Raw genomic sequence first — 15,317 nt, forward strand, 5'->3', positions numbered from 1 at the left:
CAAGCCGAATCTGAGTTAAGGCGAATCGATTACTGTGCAACATTAAACGAATGAAGATTTATGACAAAAAAAACAACCAAGAAACCTCGTGCTAAAAAAACAACATCATGGTGGAGATCGTTATGGTCATTAACCTGGAAACTTGCCTTAGTCGGGCTTGCTGTTGTGACATTTTATGCGATCTATTTAGATCAAATTATTGCGAAAAAGTTTGAGGGTCAAAAGTGGCATTTGCCAGCGCAAATGTTCAGTCGTTCAATGGCGTTGTACCCTGGCGCTGCGGTAAACCATCCGCAACTGATGGCCGAGCTTAAATTACTCGGTTATCGCAAAGTGGCTAACCCTCGCCAAGTGGGGGAGTTTTCTGCATCGAGTACTCGTATTGAATTATGGCGTCGTCCTTTTTTACACCCTGAGGGTAATCAAGTCGAGCAACGAGTGATGATAAGCTTTGATGCAGACGGTGTCAGCTCTGTTAAGCGCATGTCTGATATGCGCGAGTTAGCTGTATTTCATTTAGAACCAGTATTGCTTGACCGGATTATTGCTGGGGATGGCGAAGACAGATTATTTGTGCCAACTCCCGAAATGCCTTCGAGTATTGTTGATGCGCTTATTTTGGTTGAAGATCGCAGTTTTTATGATCATCACGGGGTTAATCCATTGGCGATTGCCCGAGCCGCAATGGTTAACATTAGTGCTGGGCGCACAGTGCAAGGAGGGTCAACGTTAACCCAACAGTTAGCCAAGAACTTCTTTTTAAGCAGTGAACGCTCAATTGTGCGTAAAGTACGTGAAGCCCTAATGGCGTTGATTATTGATTTTAGATACAGCAAAGATGAGATCTTAGAAGCCTACCTAAACGAAGTATACATGGGCCAAGACAAAGCTCGTGGCGTTCATGGTATGGGCTTAGCCTCACAATTTTATTTTGGCCGGCCGGTGGGCGAGTTAACCTTGTCACAACAAGCGTTTTTAGTGGCAGTCATTAAAGGGCCGTCTTATTACAACCCTTGGCGATACCCTGAACGTGCTCAAGAGCGTCGTGACTTAGTGCTGCGCTTATTAATGGAAAACGATAAGCTCACCGTTGCCCAATACAAAGCTGCAGCTGAGTCGCCGCTGGGATTACGCAGTGCACAAAAGTCTGTGCATCAAAAGCTACCGGCATTTTTTGCTGTGGTAAAACAAGAGTTACGTGACCGCTATGGAGACTCTTTACTGCAACAATCTGGGGTAAAAGTTTACACCACACTCGATCCAATGGCGCAAGATGCAGCAGAGAAAGCAGTGTCATCTACCATGGCGTCATTGAATAAACGCGCTAAAAATATTCAAGTTGGCATGGTGGTTACCGACAAGTATACCGGCGGTATTGCGGCAATGGTGGGTGATAAGGTGCCTGGTTACGAAGGTTTTAACCGCGCGGTTGAAATTCGTCGTCCAATTGGTTCGCTCATTAAGCCTTTTGTTTATGCAAGTGCATTAAATCAAAGCGATAAGTTTACGCTCGCGACCCCCATTGACGATAAACCGATAACCTTGAAAAACGAGCAAGGAAAAACCTGGTCGCCTAACAATTTTGATAAAAAATTTAGTGGCCAAGTCCCTTTATTGACAGCGATTAAAGATTCAATGAACGTACCTACAGTTAATGTTGGCTTAGCTGTTGGTGTTGATAATGTTGTGTCTACCTTGCAAAAATCGGGTTGGGAAGAGCCTGTATCGCCCTATCCATCAATGCTTTTAGGTGCGGTAAATGGCTCGCCATTAATGGTTGCTCAGGTTTATCAAACCTTGGCTGATGAGGGGCGTTACCGTAAGTTAACTTCGATTACCGCTGTGCTAGACAGCCAGAATCAGGCGTTAGATGTTAGCCGTGCGCCGAGCTCGCAAGCCATTGCGCCAGCCACCGACTATTTAGTGCAATATGCAATGAATCATGTGGTGCGCTCAGGAACCGCTAAACGATTAGGCGCAGCCTTCCCTGGGGTGCGATTAGCAGGTAAAACGGGCACGAGTAACGATAGTCGTGACTCCTGGTTTGCTGGTTTTGATGAGCGAAATGTAGCAGCGATTTGGGTTGGGCAAGATGACAACAGTAAAACGGGCTTATATGGCAGTAGCGGTGCAATGGCTGTGTATCAGGCGTTTTTACAGCAACGTCCACCATTAAGTTTACGCATGGTGCCTGTTAATGGGGTGATTAATGGCTACTTTGACCGAACCACAGGTATGGCTAAACAAGGCAACTGCGACAATATTATTGGTTTACCGGCATTAGAAACCAGTTATCGGCCCGCAGCTAATTGTGGTGAGCCCTTATCTTGGTGGCAAAAGCTGGTGGGTGGTTAGCAAGTTACTCTGCCATTAATTAAAAGCCCAAGGTCTTGTCGACGTTGGGCTTTTTTGTTTATGTGCTGCGCGTTAACGATGTTGTTAGTGCTTATCGAGTTGTTGTCTTAACTTGGTAATTTCAGCCAGCATTTGTTGTTGATTTTGTTCCATTTGTAATTGATTTTGCTGCATTTGTTCAAGGGCTGCTTCAAGCTTACTATTGATTTGTTCTTTGTGAGCTTCTTTTGCCTCTTGCTCTTCTTGGCGCTCGGTTTCATCAGGTGCAACAAACACCGATGCCATATAACCCGAAATCACCCCGAAAAAGCTCACGCCGCTAATAATCACCAATCCACCAATGACATGGCCAATGGTGCTGACGGGATAAAAGTCACCGTAACCCACAGTTGATATGGTTACCAGCGCCCACCAAACAGCTTGTTCAGCGGTTTGAATATTGGCATTCGGTTCGGCACTTTCGACCAGCAGAATGAGCACTGACGCCGTGGCTAAAATTAACACCATGGCCACGAGCAAGCTTGCAAGAGTCGTTTGTTTTCGTTGGCGTAATAGCGGCACTATCAAGGAGCGACTCATGCGAATTAATCGTATAACTCGTAAAATTTGAAATATTCGCGCGATTCTTAGTGCTTCAATGGCCGGAATACTGGCAATAAAATCAATCCAGTGATGGCGCAGGTAGTAGGTTTTGTTGCGGGCCTTGAATAAGCCATGAAAAAACTTACTCATAAAAATCATACAAATACTGGTGTCGATATACAGTAGTACTTTATTGGTTTCGGGATCTAAACGTGCAAAAGTAATTGTTAATACAATCACTACCGATACCAATGACAACACCATCATGGCGAGTTCAAATGGGCTGGGACCATCGACATTTTTGAGTGTCCAACGTTTAGATTCAAACATAAATGCCTGCTTTGGTTCATTGTTATTAATTTATAAACGTTATCATAACAAAAAACGCATAAGGCGCGAGTATCGGGGTTGTTGATATTTCAAGGTTGTTTTTGCAGCGAATTGCTGGTCTTTTATACAAGGCAGAGACTTTGAAGTGTAGTTATTCTACATAAAAAGTCGATAACGCAGTAAAAATGGCCAACAAACGCTGCCCAACGGGTTCGGCTAAAAACGTTTTACTCTTTGTTGAATGGATTTTGCTTAGATGGCTAGGCATCACTCCATTCGCCTCGATTAAAACGTTTTTAACTCGAACAAAATTCAACCAGCAAAGATCAACAGCCCCTTGTGCGTTTTTAAGGGACATAAACCATAAGTGGTTTTACGTTGATGATTTTTTGTCGACAAAGTGAACTAAATCATCAAGCACACGTTTTTTGATCTCTAATTGAGCGTCGCTGTCTAAGCCGTATTTTTGCGCTAATAATACATAGTCTTCACCACTTAACGATACGGTGAGCCTAGGGCGTTTGGGCCGTTTTGATACAGATAATCCGAGGATGGTGCGTATTTGATCAGACGGGCTAACGCCTTTATCTAAAGCGGCTTTACGGATGGAGTATTGAAACTTTTCATCTAGATCAAAAGCCACTTGCGTGGCTTTTGCGGCTTGTTGGTTTTTAAGCCATTTATCGGGTAACGGTTTACCTGAGCTCATAACAACGTTATCTCCTACGTATCAGCTTGCCGGCCAGTAGTCTCTAATATCGGTTAATGGACGATATAAGGTCAACATAACTTCGGTGTCTCCGCCTTCGTATACTTCAATATCAACAGCATGAGTGTCTTGATCATTGACTAGACAATAGCCTTCAAAACCTTCTCCTCTGTCACCATTTTCATCTTGCGGCGGGGTTAAACCACGATAATCTTGTCGATGGAAATAGCCAAATCCTGCAAATTCTACTTGATGGTATTCATCGCTCAACCATTGGCCAAACTCAGTTTCAAGCTCTGCAGATAAAGCTTGGGTCACTAAAGTGGCTTTACCAGGCTCTTCAAAGATTTCAGCAAAGGCATCAAGGTCAAAAAGTTGTTCAACATCGGCACGATTGATTTTGATTGAAAAACTCAGGTAAGACTCGTCTTCTTGAATGTAAGACATAAAGATTGCGGTGCCGCTATGGCCACGTAATAAGAATTCACAAACCTGCGAGCGCTGGTATTCATAGGTATGAATGGCTTCAACCTTTAGCTGTTGCCCGCGAAGTTGCGCGGGCAAAGCAAAACTGTCATCAAGGGTTAACATATCACCCTTGAGCAGTTTATTTGGGTGGTCAAGCTGGCGCTTCGGGGCTTCTTTTTTGCCAAAAAGGCCGCTAAGAAATCCCATCGCAATTAACCTTTACGTGCTTTAATGCGATCTAACACTGCATTAGCGTTAGACTTTTGCTCGCCAATACCGGCTTCAGCCAACTTAGCGTGTAAAGACTTGTCGCTGTTTTCTTCAGCTAAGGTTTCAGATGCTTTTAAGCGATCATCAAACTGCTGCTGGCGCGCCTTGATACGCTCTAAAGAATCTTTAGCATTAAGTAACTTAGAGTTGCTAGATGCAAACGAGTCAGTAATGGTCGCAGTGGCTTTTTGTACGCTTTCAGTGGTTTTAACCATGGTTAATTGGCGTTGGTAATCAGACAATTGACGTTCGGTCTTTTTCACTAAATCTTTTAAACGTACTGCGTGCGAGCTAAAGCTATCGTTAGCGGTTTGCTGCTCGGCTAATTCTTCATCAAGCTGGGCAATTTTTTCAGCCACTTCGATGGCTAATGCTTCATTGCCTTTGTCTAACGCTTGGGTGGCATAACCTTCGTGCTCAGCAATGCTACGCTTTAGGCGATCAATTTCGCGGCTCGCTTGCATTTCTTTGGCCATCACGTCTGTTAGCTCACGCTTAGCTTTAGTTAAGTGCTTTTCTGCATCACGAATTTCTTGTTCAAAAATACGGGTTGAGTTAGCGTCAACGATAGTTTGGCCAACTTCAGTTGCACCACCACGAAACGCTGTAAGAATCTTGTTTAGAATGCCCATAATTGGCTCCTTAGTTTAAAAATTCGACGAGTTCGTCGATAACTTCCAGACAATTGTCTGACAGTACTGCTAATTCTTGTTCAATCTCAATCATGCTTGATTGCACTGATAACGCACCATACACCACGTACTTATCATCAATTTTGGCAAATGAAGATAATGGCATTGGAATGTTGAGCTCTAACATGGTCTCAAACATTTCAGCGCGGCGGGCCTGGTTTACTTCGTTTTCGCCCCACAGATAACTGATACACAATATTTGGTTGTCAGTTACCGATACAAACACCGGGATTTCTTCACGGCCTACAACATTCACTTGTAACACTTCAACATCGCCATCAATGGGATAGCAGTCAAACTGAAAGCCGGTTTGGCTTTGGTCGCACAGTCCGTTCAGGTGGCTTGCAATAGTATGTATGTTCATATTCGTCCTTAATTGACATATTATGTCTGTGAGTAAAGATAGCATCCAGACATAATATGTCAAGTGCTATCTGTTCCAATTAAAAAAGATTAATTACTTCGTTTTCAGACCAGGCCGATAAATGGTAATGGTACAACTGTAATGAGCCAATTTCGTTGACCTTAATATTATCGATATCGTCGTAAAAATGTTTCGGAAACTCAAATGATGCTTGAATAAGTCCTGGTGTTAGCCAGTCTTCAGGCACCGGGATCTCTTCAATGGCAGCTAATCGTTGTTGCGGATTTTTACCCATCTTAGTGCCAATGCTCCAGCCCCATTCGCCAAAACTTGGTACATTGTGATGGTACTGTTTTACCGTAAAACCGGCTGCGCCGAGGGTTTTACCCACCGAAATAAACGCATTAGGCGCATGATACGGTGAGGTTGATTGCACTGTGATGACACCGTCAGCACTGAGCAGCTCGTTGAGTTTTCGGTAAAATAAATCAGAGTACAGTTTATTTAAATCGGGATGGCTTGGGTCGGGTAAATCCACAATAATGGCATCAAACATTTCACCCTGGCTGAGTAATTTATCGACACCGTTAAAGGCGTCATCGACTACTAAGGTTAAACGCGGGTCGTTTAATGCATCGCCATTGAGCGTTAATAATGCCTCACTTAAATGAGCCGGCATGTCAGCGGGCGGTGTTTTAAAAAGCGTTAATAAATCCTCGTCTAGGTCCATTAAGGTCACCGCTTTAGGTTGCCATTTGAGCACTTGTTTGAGCCCAAGACCATCGCCACCACCAATAATTAATACTTTGTCGTGGCGAGCGCTGGCTGCCAATGTTGGGTGCACTAAAAAGCTATGGTAGATGTGTTCATCGCTGCTAGAAAACTGTAAACGGCCATTGATGTATAGGTTGTACACGGGCGTAAGGCCACCGCCACGAAGCCGCTCAGTAAAGTTAAGTTGTTGAAAACGAGTAGCCTTGGCATAAACCACTTTGTCTTTATACAGCAGGTTATTAAAGTGCTGTTCCCAACTCGGGCCTTTTACTGCCAGTAAACCAATAACAACGCTGGCAATAATATGGCCAACTAATAATAATTTAACATGCCGAATTTGTGCCCAAAAACGCCAGATAAACCCAAGCCCTGCTAATAGGTTTACACTGGCGGTTAATGCTGCCGCTAATTGAATATCAATGGCTAACATAAACCCGACCCATATGGCAGCGCCGACACCTGCGCCAATGTAATCGGCACCATAAATGGTGCCAGCATTGTGTAGCAAATGGGCGTCAGATAACGATTGTCGTACTCGGGCAATAAGTGGGATTTCCATACCAATCATTAACCCCAGCAACACCCCCCAAACGTAAGGTAGGTATTCGCTTAAGGTTTGCAAGCTGGCAATAAAGCCGCCGTTAGGGATATGGTCTGGTGGTAAGCCAAGGGTGTTTGCAATGGCCAGTGGCAGTTGCTGGCCAAAGCCAATCACTGCTGCGGTAATGATAATCGCAAACGAGCCACACAAAGCCACGGTGAGTTCGAGCATGGCAAAGCCGGTAAAGGCACATTTTATTTTACGCGCTGCAAACGCGCCCACACCCATAGACACAATCATTAAGCCAATCATGGTGTAAATGGCGGCTTCTAACGCACCTAAAATACGCCCTGCATAGTGTGACAAAAGGTATTCATAAATAAGACCGCATCCCGCAAGTGCCGCCATAATGCCCAATAGCAGGGCATCGTCAAACCACGACACATTACGAGATACTGGGGCGCTTTGCTCTGCACCCCCATGGGCAGAAGAGTGGGGGCTAGACTCAAGCAAAGGGGTTGTCATAAATTACGCCATTAACCCCGTTAAAATCAGTGCAACTGCAATACTGATGGCCATTTCTACTGCGGCAATACCAATGTTGTGCTGCTTTTCTACTTCTTCTGCCAAGTTAATGCCCGCTAGAACCAGTTTTTTCACTAAAGCAATGAGCAATGACAGGGCCACTAACATTATCAATGAGAACACAAACCAGCCAATGATGTTGCTGACATAGCCCGTCGGTTGATAAATAATAAAGTGGCTGGCAGCGTTAAAGCTTAATGCCATAGCAATCATGTAACCGCTGTGACGCAGTGCTAAAGCGGTTTGACCTTGAGCTAATGCCTGTTGCATTGAGGCTTGCTGATTGCGTTTCGCGTAACGCTGTTCGCGTAAGCGAGTTAGCAGTACTAGCATTAACTGCGAAATTAAAAACGCGCTAAAAATAGCAATAAAGGTGTTTACTGTGATGTCTTCTGCCCACATCAATACAGCGCGAATAATAATGGCTGTGGCAATGGCCGCGGCAGCATCAACAACGGCAACAGACACGTTGCCTTTTAAAATTTCGGCGTTTTTAGCAAACTCGTTCAACGCGATTTTGTCATGCAAAAAGCGCCCTAGTTTAATCAGTACTAAACCAAACAAGCCATAAGCCGACATGCCAATGGCCTCGGTTAAATACGATGGCGCCGCTTCGCCAGTAATCGCACCCGTTAGCACAATACCTAATGCTGCAACAGCGCCTGCAGTACTAATACCAAAGGCAAAATTGTCGCGTTCAGCCAGTTCGGCGCTGCTATTCACTTTAATGCTCCAACCTTGCAAATAACGCATCAATGCCAACAGCACAATCGCGATACTCAAGTCGATTACTAAGATGATCGCCAGAGGTTGAGTTAAGCCATATTCTTGAAAAAATGTCATGGGGAGTCCTTACCTATTTACCACGGCTAACACCGCGACTAGTGCGGCTGCTTGAGTTGCGGAAACTGCTGTCTTTAGAATAATTTGAACGAAACTTACTGCTAGAACTTGCCGTGCGAGTCGTGCTACTCGGTTTTGGCGCACTGGTGCTTTGGCGCGACAAAGTAGTAGAGCCGGTACGAGTTTTAGCATATGGGCTATCAAATCGTTTACCCTGGCTGTCAAAACGCTTTTTAGTTTGTTCGAAAGTTTTGGCTTGTGAAGTGGCCTGTTTTGGCGAGGTATAGCGATAACGTCCTACATCGTTGTAGTAGCTGTACCCACGACGGCTTGACCAGTTATCGTAATAAATGGGGCGCGTAAAATTAGAAAACATGGCGTACATGCCATACCAAGCCCAAAAAGACATGCCATTTGAGCCAGTTTGCCAGCTACCATAAGCTGGGTTACCCACTAATTGACTACCCGGTTCTGTGCCATCCGTGCCGTTTGCCAATGCCTCAGTTTCACGGCTAATGGCGTTCACACGGGCTAATTGACCTTTAGACATGTCGGCCACCACGTTTACCGGGTCCGATAACATGTCGTTGTATAAGCTGGTGTCGGCGGCTTGATAGATGTTTTGTGCTTCGGCCAGTTGTTGGTCTAAATCAACAAAATTAGCGCTATTGCTCAAATCCTTATATCGACGAGTCAACGATTGAAACATTGGCCCTTCAGTGCCTGCATCTTTGGCTAATTCATCAAGCAGTGGGCGTAAATCAGGTTGGCTTTTAGCTAAAATACTGGTGTATTGCTTAAGCAAATTGGCATTACGCAATTGATTATCGTTAAGTGAGGTTGATAGCAATTCAAGGCGTTGTTGCGTCAATTGCTGATATTTAGCAATTTGCTCAGGCCTGTCATCGCCACAACCACTTAAGGTGAGCGCAATCATCATTACGGTTATCAATATGAGTACACGGGGGAGGTGACCTACCATGTTTTCTCCAAAATGTAGATTTTTTCATGTGCTAATTCAATATGACACAGGTTATAGTAATCTTGATGTCAATGATATTAATCTGCATCAATAGACTAATTATTAGATATAGCATTCACGACATAATATGTCCAACATTTCATTTTCTTTAGGGATATTTTTGCCATGCAAAACCAAAGTAACAAGATGTTATCTGCAGCGTTATTAGAAACCGCAGATCGTTACTGGTTAAGACTTTGCGAAGTTTGGCCTGAAGCGACAACCGCATTGTCCAAAGATCAACAGCAAGAGTTAATGTCGGTATTTGCGTTAAGTGATTATATTGCAGAGCAATTATGTCGTCATCCTCAATGGATCCTCCAACTCTTTGATGGCTTGTTGAATAATGTGGAACGCAATGAGTTTGATAGTGAACTGCACGTATTATTGCAAGACATCACCCAAGAAGAACAGGCTAAATCGGTGTTACGCCGTTATCGTAATCTGCACATGGTACGTTTAGCCTGGCGCGATTTTTTAAATTACACCCCAATAGAAGAGTCATTACTTGATTTGTCATCTTTGGCAGAAGCTCTTGTTATTGCCGGCCGAGACTGGGTGTATCAAGACATGTGCAAGCAATTTGGTACGCCAACTAGCCCTGACGGAACGCCGCAGCCTTTACTTATTTTAGGTATGGGCAAACTTGGTGGGCGTGAATTGAATTTTTCATCCGACATCGATTTGATTTTTACTTTTCCTGAGCATGGCGAAACCGTGGGCGGTCGTCGCACCCAGGACAATCAACAGTTTTTTATCAAAATGGGTCAGCGCTTGGTTAATATTTTGGATCAAGTGACCGTGGATGGGTTTGTGTTTCGCGTTGATATGCGCCTGCGTCCCTACGGTGAAAGTGGCCCATTAGTGGTTAGTTTTAGTGGCCTGGAGGACTACTATCAAGAACAAGGTCGCGACTGGGAACGTTACGCCATGGTTAAAGCCCGCGTGTTGGGGCCATGGAATGCTTATTGCGACGAATTGCATGACTTGTTACGTCCATTCGTTTATCGACGCTATATCGACTTTTCGGCCATTGAGTCATTACGTAAAATGAAGCAATTAATCGCCCAGGAAGTTAGGCGCAGACAATTAACAGACAACATTAAACTGGGCGCAGGTGGGATCCGCGAAGTTGAATTCGTGGTGCAAAGCTTTCAGCTCATTCGCGGCGGCCGCGAGCCAGCGCTGCGCCAACAGAGTTTATTCGGCGCTATTGATACCCTATACAGCTTGGGGCAATTAGAATATTTAGCCGTTGATCAGTTAAAGCACAGTTATATTCTACTGCGCCGAGTGGAAAACCTACTTCAAGCAATTAATGACAAACAAACGCAAACATTGCCCAATAATGATCTTGATTGGCAACGACTGTGCGTGCCGCTTGAGCTAGATGACGAAACACAGCTGCGCGAGCAAATTGATGATGCAATGGCCACTATTCACGGCCACTTTAATGCCACAGTCGGTGGCAGCGATAACCAAGATTACAATGATCATTGGTCATCTTTGTTTTGGAATATTCAGCAAGATGAAGACGCTGCAACGCTTCTGCAAGAGCAACAAATAGAAGATGAAGCGCTATGGCCTATGTTAAGCGATTGGCGTCAAACTGTGGCTAAACGCTCTATCGGCCCTCGTGGTCGTGAAACCTTAGATAAACTCATGCCCAAGTTGCTGGAAGAGTTATTTAATCAGTCAACGCCTAGCTTAGCATTTAAGCCTGTATCTAATGTGTTGGATAAAATTTTAACCCGCACAACCTATTTAGAATTGCTATGTGAAAACCCAGGCGCAAGGCAACAGCTGGTAAGTTTATGTTGTGCCAGCCCGTGGATTGCACGCGAATTAGCTAATTTTCCAATGTTGCTTGATGAACTCATTGACCCATCGCAGTTATATGACATTACCTCTATTGATGATTACCCAAGCGAGCTTCGTCAATATTTACTGCGCGTGCCTGAAGATGACATGGAGCAGCAAATGGAAGCATTGCGACAATTTAAGTTGTCGCAACAGCTAAAAATTGCCGCGGCAGATGTCACAGGCGTGTTGCCTGTGATGCAAGTGAGCGATCATTTAACCTTTTTAGCTGAGGCGATTATTGAGCAAGTGGTACTGCAGGCATGGCATCAAGTTGCCGCTAGGCATGGCGTGCCAGAAGGCACAAGCCCAACTAACATGGGCTTTGCGGTTATTGGTTACGGTAAGCTTGGCGGTATTGAGTTGGGTTATGGTTCTGACTTAGATTTGGTCTTTTTGCATGGTCACAGTGGTACAGGGAGCACCAATGGTGAGCGCTCAATAGATAACAGTCATTTTTATTTAAAACTGGCTCAACGTATTGTGCATTTATTTGCTACTCGCACCACCTCAGGGGAATTATATGAGGTAGACATGCGTTTGCGCCCATCAGGCGCCTCAGGCTTATTGGTAAGCGAAATCGAACAATTTGGTCAGTATCAATTAACCGAAGCATGGACTTGGGAGCATCAGGCGCTAGTGCGAGCTCGTTTTGTGTTTGGCGACAATACATTGGCTGGGCGCTTTAGCGAAGTGCGCGGGCAAATTTTGCAACAAGCGCGCGACCAAATCGAGCTTGCAAAAACGGTACGCGATATGCGTACTAAAATGCGCGATCATTTACTGCAAGTCGAACCAGGGCAGTTTGATCTTAAACAAAGCGCCGGCGGCATTGCTGACATTGAGTTTATTGCTCAGTATCTGGTTTTGGCGCATGCTCATGAGCATCACGAGTTGACCATATGGTCTGATAACGTGCGAATTTTTGAAGTGTTAGCTGACTTAGAGTTAATTCCTGTCATGCATGCGCAACATCTAACACAAACCTATTGCTGGCTGCGTGATGAAAACCATGAACTGACGTTACAACAACTACCCGGTAAATTGCCTTACTCTATAGTTGAGCAAAAAACTAACGCTGTGATTGAAATATATAATGAGATTTTACAGCCATAACAGGATGCCAAACTGCGATAAACGCTCATGTTAGTTTAGCACTCAGCGCTATAAATAGGCCTACTGCTTATACTCAGTAGGCCTTAATGGTTGAGGCTGTTACATCAAGAGTTGCTCAATCCACATTTGATAAATAGGCAAACCAATGAGTACGTTAATTGGGAAGGTAATGCCAAGAGATGCCAGCATTGCCAGCCCAATATTTGCATCGGGTATTGCGGCTTTTATTGCAGCAGGTGCGGCAATATACGAAGCACTGGCGCTTAACCCTGCTAACACTAAAATACTGCCTGAAGGTAAATCTAGAGCAATACCTAAGCCAATCCCCACCCATGCTAATACAAATGGTATCAACGCAGCAAAAATCAGTAACCGCCATTGCTTGTAAGGAATTGGAAAACATACTTTGGCTGTACTAATACCCATTTCTAGTAAAAATAACGCTAATAATGTTTTAAAGCCAGCGAGTAACATTGGCGTTAATGGTGCCATGCCTGTGGTGCCATATATCCAACCTATGACTACACCACCACACAATAATACGACACCGCGACTGGTTAGAGCCTCGTGTAAAATACTGCCAGCAGAGGAGTGTACTTCGTTGCCTGCCGTTTTGGCTTGCAAGTATCGGTGTAGCCATAACATGATGATAATGGCGGGCAGCTCCAATAATACTAAATATAATGTGGTTTCAGGCCGAAGAGGCCATTGAGACTTATCTACCATAGCCATGACAACTGCAAAGGTCCCCGCACTTACAGAGCCATAATGCGCGGCAATACTAATGGCTTCTTTTTGCGGTAATTTGATGAGTTTTCGTAAAAGTGGGTACAAGCTCAGTGGAGTAATAAAGCCTAACGCAATTACGGCAAGCAATTCTGATATTGCTAAATTGGCTGTTTCACCGTGTAATGCCATACCGCCTTTAAGGCCAAGAGTCAGCATTAATAAAATAGACAAGGTTTCGTAGGTGGCTTTGGGCACTTTTAAATCTGATTTAATCAGCCCAGCAATCAGGCCAAGGGCAAAAAAAGCAATCACAATATCAGGCATCGTTTGGTTATTCCGCAGCTTATAAGGTTGGCCGATTTTGCCTTGCTGAAGCGTTAAAAGGAAATGTTTTAACTCTTTATTTATGACAATATTGGACAGTTTTAATATTGCAGGCGTATTGTTTACTTATTGATCTTCATAGGATGTACATAATGAAAAATGAAATTGATATTCACCGTGCACTAAAAGTGTTTAATAAAGTGACTCAATACGGTGAAAAACGCACCGCTAAAAGTGATGATACCCAAAAAAGTGTCTTTGGAAACGACTATTATTTATGTGGCATAACAGCACAAACTGACCATGATGGTTACACCATTGTGTTGTCTGATACACAAGTGAGTTTGACCGTGTTTTTTCACAATAAATATCAGTTTGAGTATCCGTCTAATGAGGCGCTAGACAACTTTTTACGTCGGTTTAGTGATGTTGAAAATTATCAGCTAACTTAGTGCTGCTATTTGATGGTAGCTGTTAGCATCCAATGCTTCATTTCTGTTAGGCGGCTATAGGTGCGTCTAAATTCAAATGACAGTGCACCATCTTGATATAACTCATCTAATGAACATTGGCTGTGAATGATCAACATAACCTTTTGGTCATACAGTTCGTCAACCAAGCTAATAAAACGGCGAGCAGGATCGTCCTCACTGGCGTAAGCTAATTGTCGCTCTCCTGTTGCCGTTGCCAGTGCGCCATCTTCTGTGCCTCTGGCTCTTATCCAGCTGCGTACTTGTCCGCCAAGCCTGGGTACATTACTTAATAAGATGTACCGAAACTGGCTGGCGATTTCTATGTAATCTAATGCCGATCTTGGGCCTTGGCAAAGTGCACTAAATTCAAACCAAGCCAATTGACCGCATTGTGCCTGTATGACGATGTCTCGCCCGCAAATGGTCAGCGTTTTATTGCTCTCCTGCTGGGTGTGTTGTTGTGCAAGATGTTGACTTATAAAATTAAATATATCTTTAGCATTATCCTGAGAGGGTAAAGACAATTCTGTCAATTGCGGGTTGCTCTGTGAGCGTGAACGTTGCGGGGCCATCCGATGATCTTTATCGCCATTGAGGTGGATTTCTTGGGTAAAGCGCTGCAATAAATCAATCGTGGCTAAAAATCTATCTCGCTGCAAACCGTTTTTGTATAAATCGACAATCGGTATGTTGGATGTAGCCACCAGAGTTACGCCTGAGTGGAACAACGTTTCAAATAGTCGAGCCAGTAAAATGGCATCACCAATGTCGGATACAAAAAATTCGTCAAAACAAATGATTTGATATTGAGAGGCAATCTGTTTGGCAATATGGGAGAGGGGATCGCGAATCCCAGATGTTTGATTAAGTTGCTGGTGGATCATGGCCATAAACCGATGAAAATGCAGGCGTAATATCGGCGCTTTATGATTGCAATGATATTGATTAACGCATTGGTAAAACATGTCCATTAACAACGTTTTGCCTCGGCCTACATCTCCCCACATGTATACCCCAGCTACTGGTGAGGCTGTGGTTATATGTTGCTGATATAGCGTTTCTAATGCCAGTAATGCTTGTTGCTGGGCTGGGTCAGCTTTAAGGCCTTCGTTTAATGCTTTTTGGTATGCCTGATATGGCGACAAAACGAATGTATTGTGCTCCAAAGCATTTGGGTGCGGGGTTAACAATGTTTTAGGAGAAGATGAGGGCATAATGATACAGGCATAACACGACAGGCAAATAGTTGATCTAGGTAATATAGCATAAATAGTATGCTTT

13 protein-coding genes are annotated in these 15,317 nt (G+C 44.1%); 3 read left to right on the forward strand and 10 right to left on the reverse strand.

The features are described 5' to 3' along the window. Positions 1–60: 60 nt before the first annotated feature. Complete coding sequence (gene mrcB / locus K8B83_RS05975) at positions 61–2,355, forward strand: penicillin-binding protein 1B (protein ID WP_188737855.1); 2,295 nt, start codon at positions 61–63, stop codon at positions 2,353–2,355. 84 nt (positions 2,356–2,439) lie between these two features. Here the strand turns inward: mrcB and K8B83_RS05980 are convergent, their stop codons facing one another. The 8 genes from K8B83_RS05980 to K8B83_RS06020 form a co-directional block, all read right to left on the reverse strand. Then, positions 2,440–3,267, reverse strand: a complete 828-nt coding sequence (locus K8B83_RS05980; protein WP_188737854.1) for a potassium channel family protein — start codon at positions 3,265–3,267, stop codon at positions 2,440–2,442. Between the two features lie 373 nt (positions 3,268–3,640). Beyond that, a complete protein-coding gene (locus K8B83_RS05990) occupies positions 3,641–3,976 on the reverse strand; it encodes a hypothetical protein (protein WP_188737852.1) in 336 nt (111 codons plus the stop codon). Positions 3,977–3,997: 21 nt separating this feature from the next. Continuing rightward, entirely contained in the window at positions 3,998–4,651 is a 654-nt protein-coding gene (locus K8B83_RS05995) for a hypothetical protein (protein WP_188737850.1), read from the reverse strand. A 5-nt stretch (positions 4,652–4,656) separates the two neighbouring features. Next, on the reverse strand, positions 4,657–5,346 hold the full coding sequence (locus tag K8B83_RS06000; protein ID WP_188737848.1) for a PspA/IM30 family protein: 690 nt from the start codon (positions 5,344–5,346) through the stop codon (positions 4,657–4,659). A gap of 10 nt (positions 5,347–5,356) precedes the next feature. Further along, positions 5,357–5,770, reverse strand: a complete 414-nt coding sequence (locus K8B83_RS06005; RefSeq protein WP_160052590.1) for a YjfI family protein — start codon at positions 5,768–5,770, stop codon at positions 5,357–5,359. 79 nt (positions 5,771–5,849) lie between these two features. After that, entirely contained in the window at positions 5,850–7,610 is a 1,761-nt protein-coding gene (locus tag K8B83_RS06010) for a polyamine aminopropyltransferase (RefSeq protein WP_223419296.1), read from the reverse strand. A gap of 3 nt (positions 7,611–7,613) precedes the next feature. Further along, on the reverse strand, positions 7,614–8,513 hold the full coding sequence (locus K8B83_RS06015; protein WP_188737846.1) for a DUF350 domain-containing protein: 900 nt from the start codon (positions 8,511–8,513) through the stop codon (positions 7,614–7,616). A gap of 13 nt (positions 8,514–8,526) precedes the next feature. Next, positions 8,527–9,495 carry a hypothetical protein gene (locus tag K8B83_RS06020; protein WP_188737844.1) on the reverse strand — a complete coding sequence of 323 codons (969 nt, stop codon included), beginning with the start codon at positions 9,493–9,495 and terminating at the stop codon, positions 8,527–8,529. A 165-nt stretch (positions 9,496–9,660) separates the two neighbouring features. On the opposite strand from K8B83_RS06020, the gene glnE reads away from it, so the two are divergent. Beyond that, a complete protein-coding gene (gene glnE, locus K8B83_RS06025; RefSeq protein WP_188737842.1) occupies positions 9,661–12,510 on the forward strand; it encodes a bifunctional [glutamate--ammonia ligase]-adenylyl-L-tyrosine phosphorylase/[glutamate--ammonia-ligase] adenylyltransferase in 2,850 nt (949 codons plus the stop codon). Between the two features lie 99 nt (positions 12,511–12,609). Here glnE and K8B83_RS06030 read toward each other — a convergent pair whose 3' ends face one another. Then, positions 12,610–13,563, reverse strand: a complete 954-nt coding sequence (locus K8B83_RS06030; RefSeq protein WP_188737840.1) for a sodium-dependent bicarbonate transport family permease — start codon at positions 13,561–13,563, stop codon at positions 12,610–12,612. Positions 13,564–13,715: 152 nt separating this feature from the next. On the opposite strand from K8B83_RS06030, the gene K8B83_RS06035 reads away from it, so the two are divergent. Beyond that, complete coding sequence (locus K8B83_RS06035) at positions 13,716–14,015, forward strand: DUF3081 domain-containing protein (RefSeq protein ID WP_188737838.1); 300 nt, start codon at positions 13,716–13,718, stop codon at positions 14,013–14,015. 5 nt (positions 14,016–14,020) lie between these two features. On the opposite strand, the gene zapE is transcribed toward K8B83_RS06035, so the two are convergent. Then, a complete protein-coding gene (gene zapE / locus K8B83_RS06040; protein ID WP_188737836.1) occupies positions 14,021–15,250 on the reverse strand; it encodes a cell division protein ZapE in 1,230 nt (409 codons plus the stop codon). Positions 15,251–15,317: the final 67 nt, after the last annotated feature.

The organism is Shewanella inventionis (assembly GCF_019931735.1).
GTDB lineage: Bacteria > Pseudomonadota > Gammaproteobacteria > Enterobacterales > Shewanellaceae > Shewanella > Shewanella inventionis.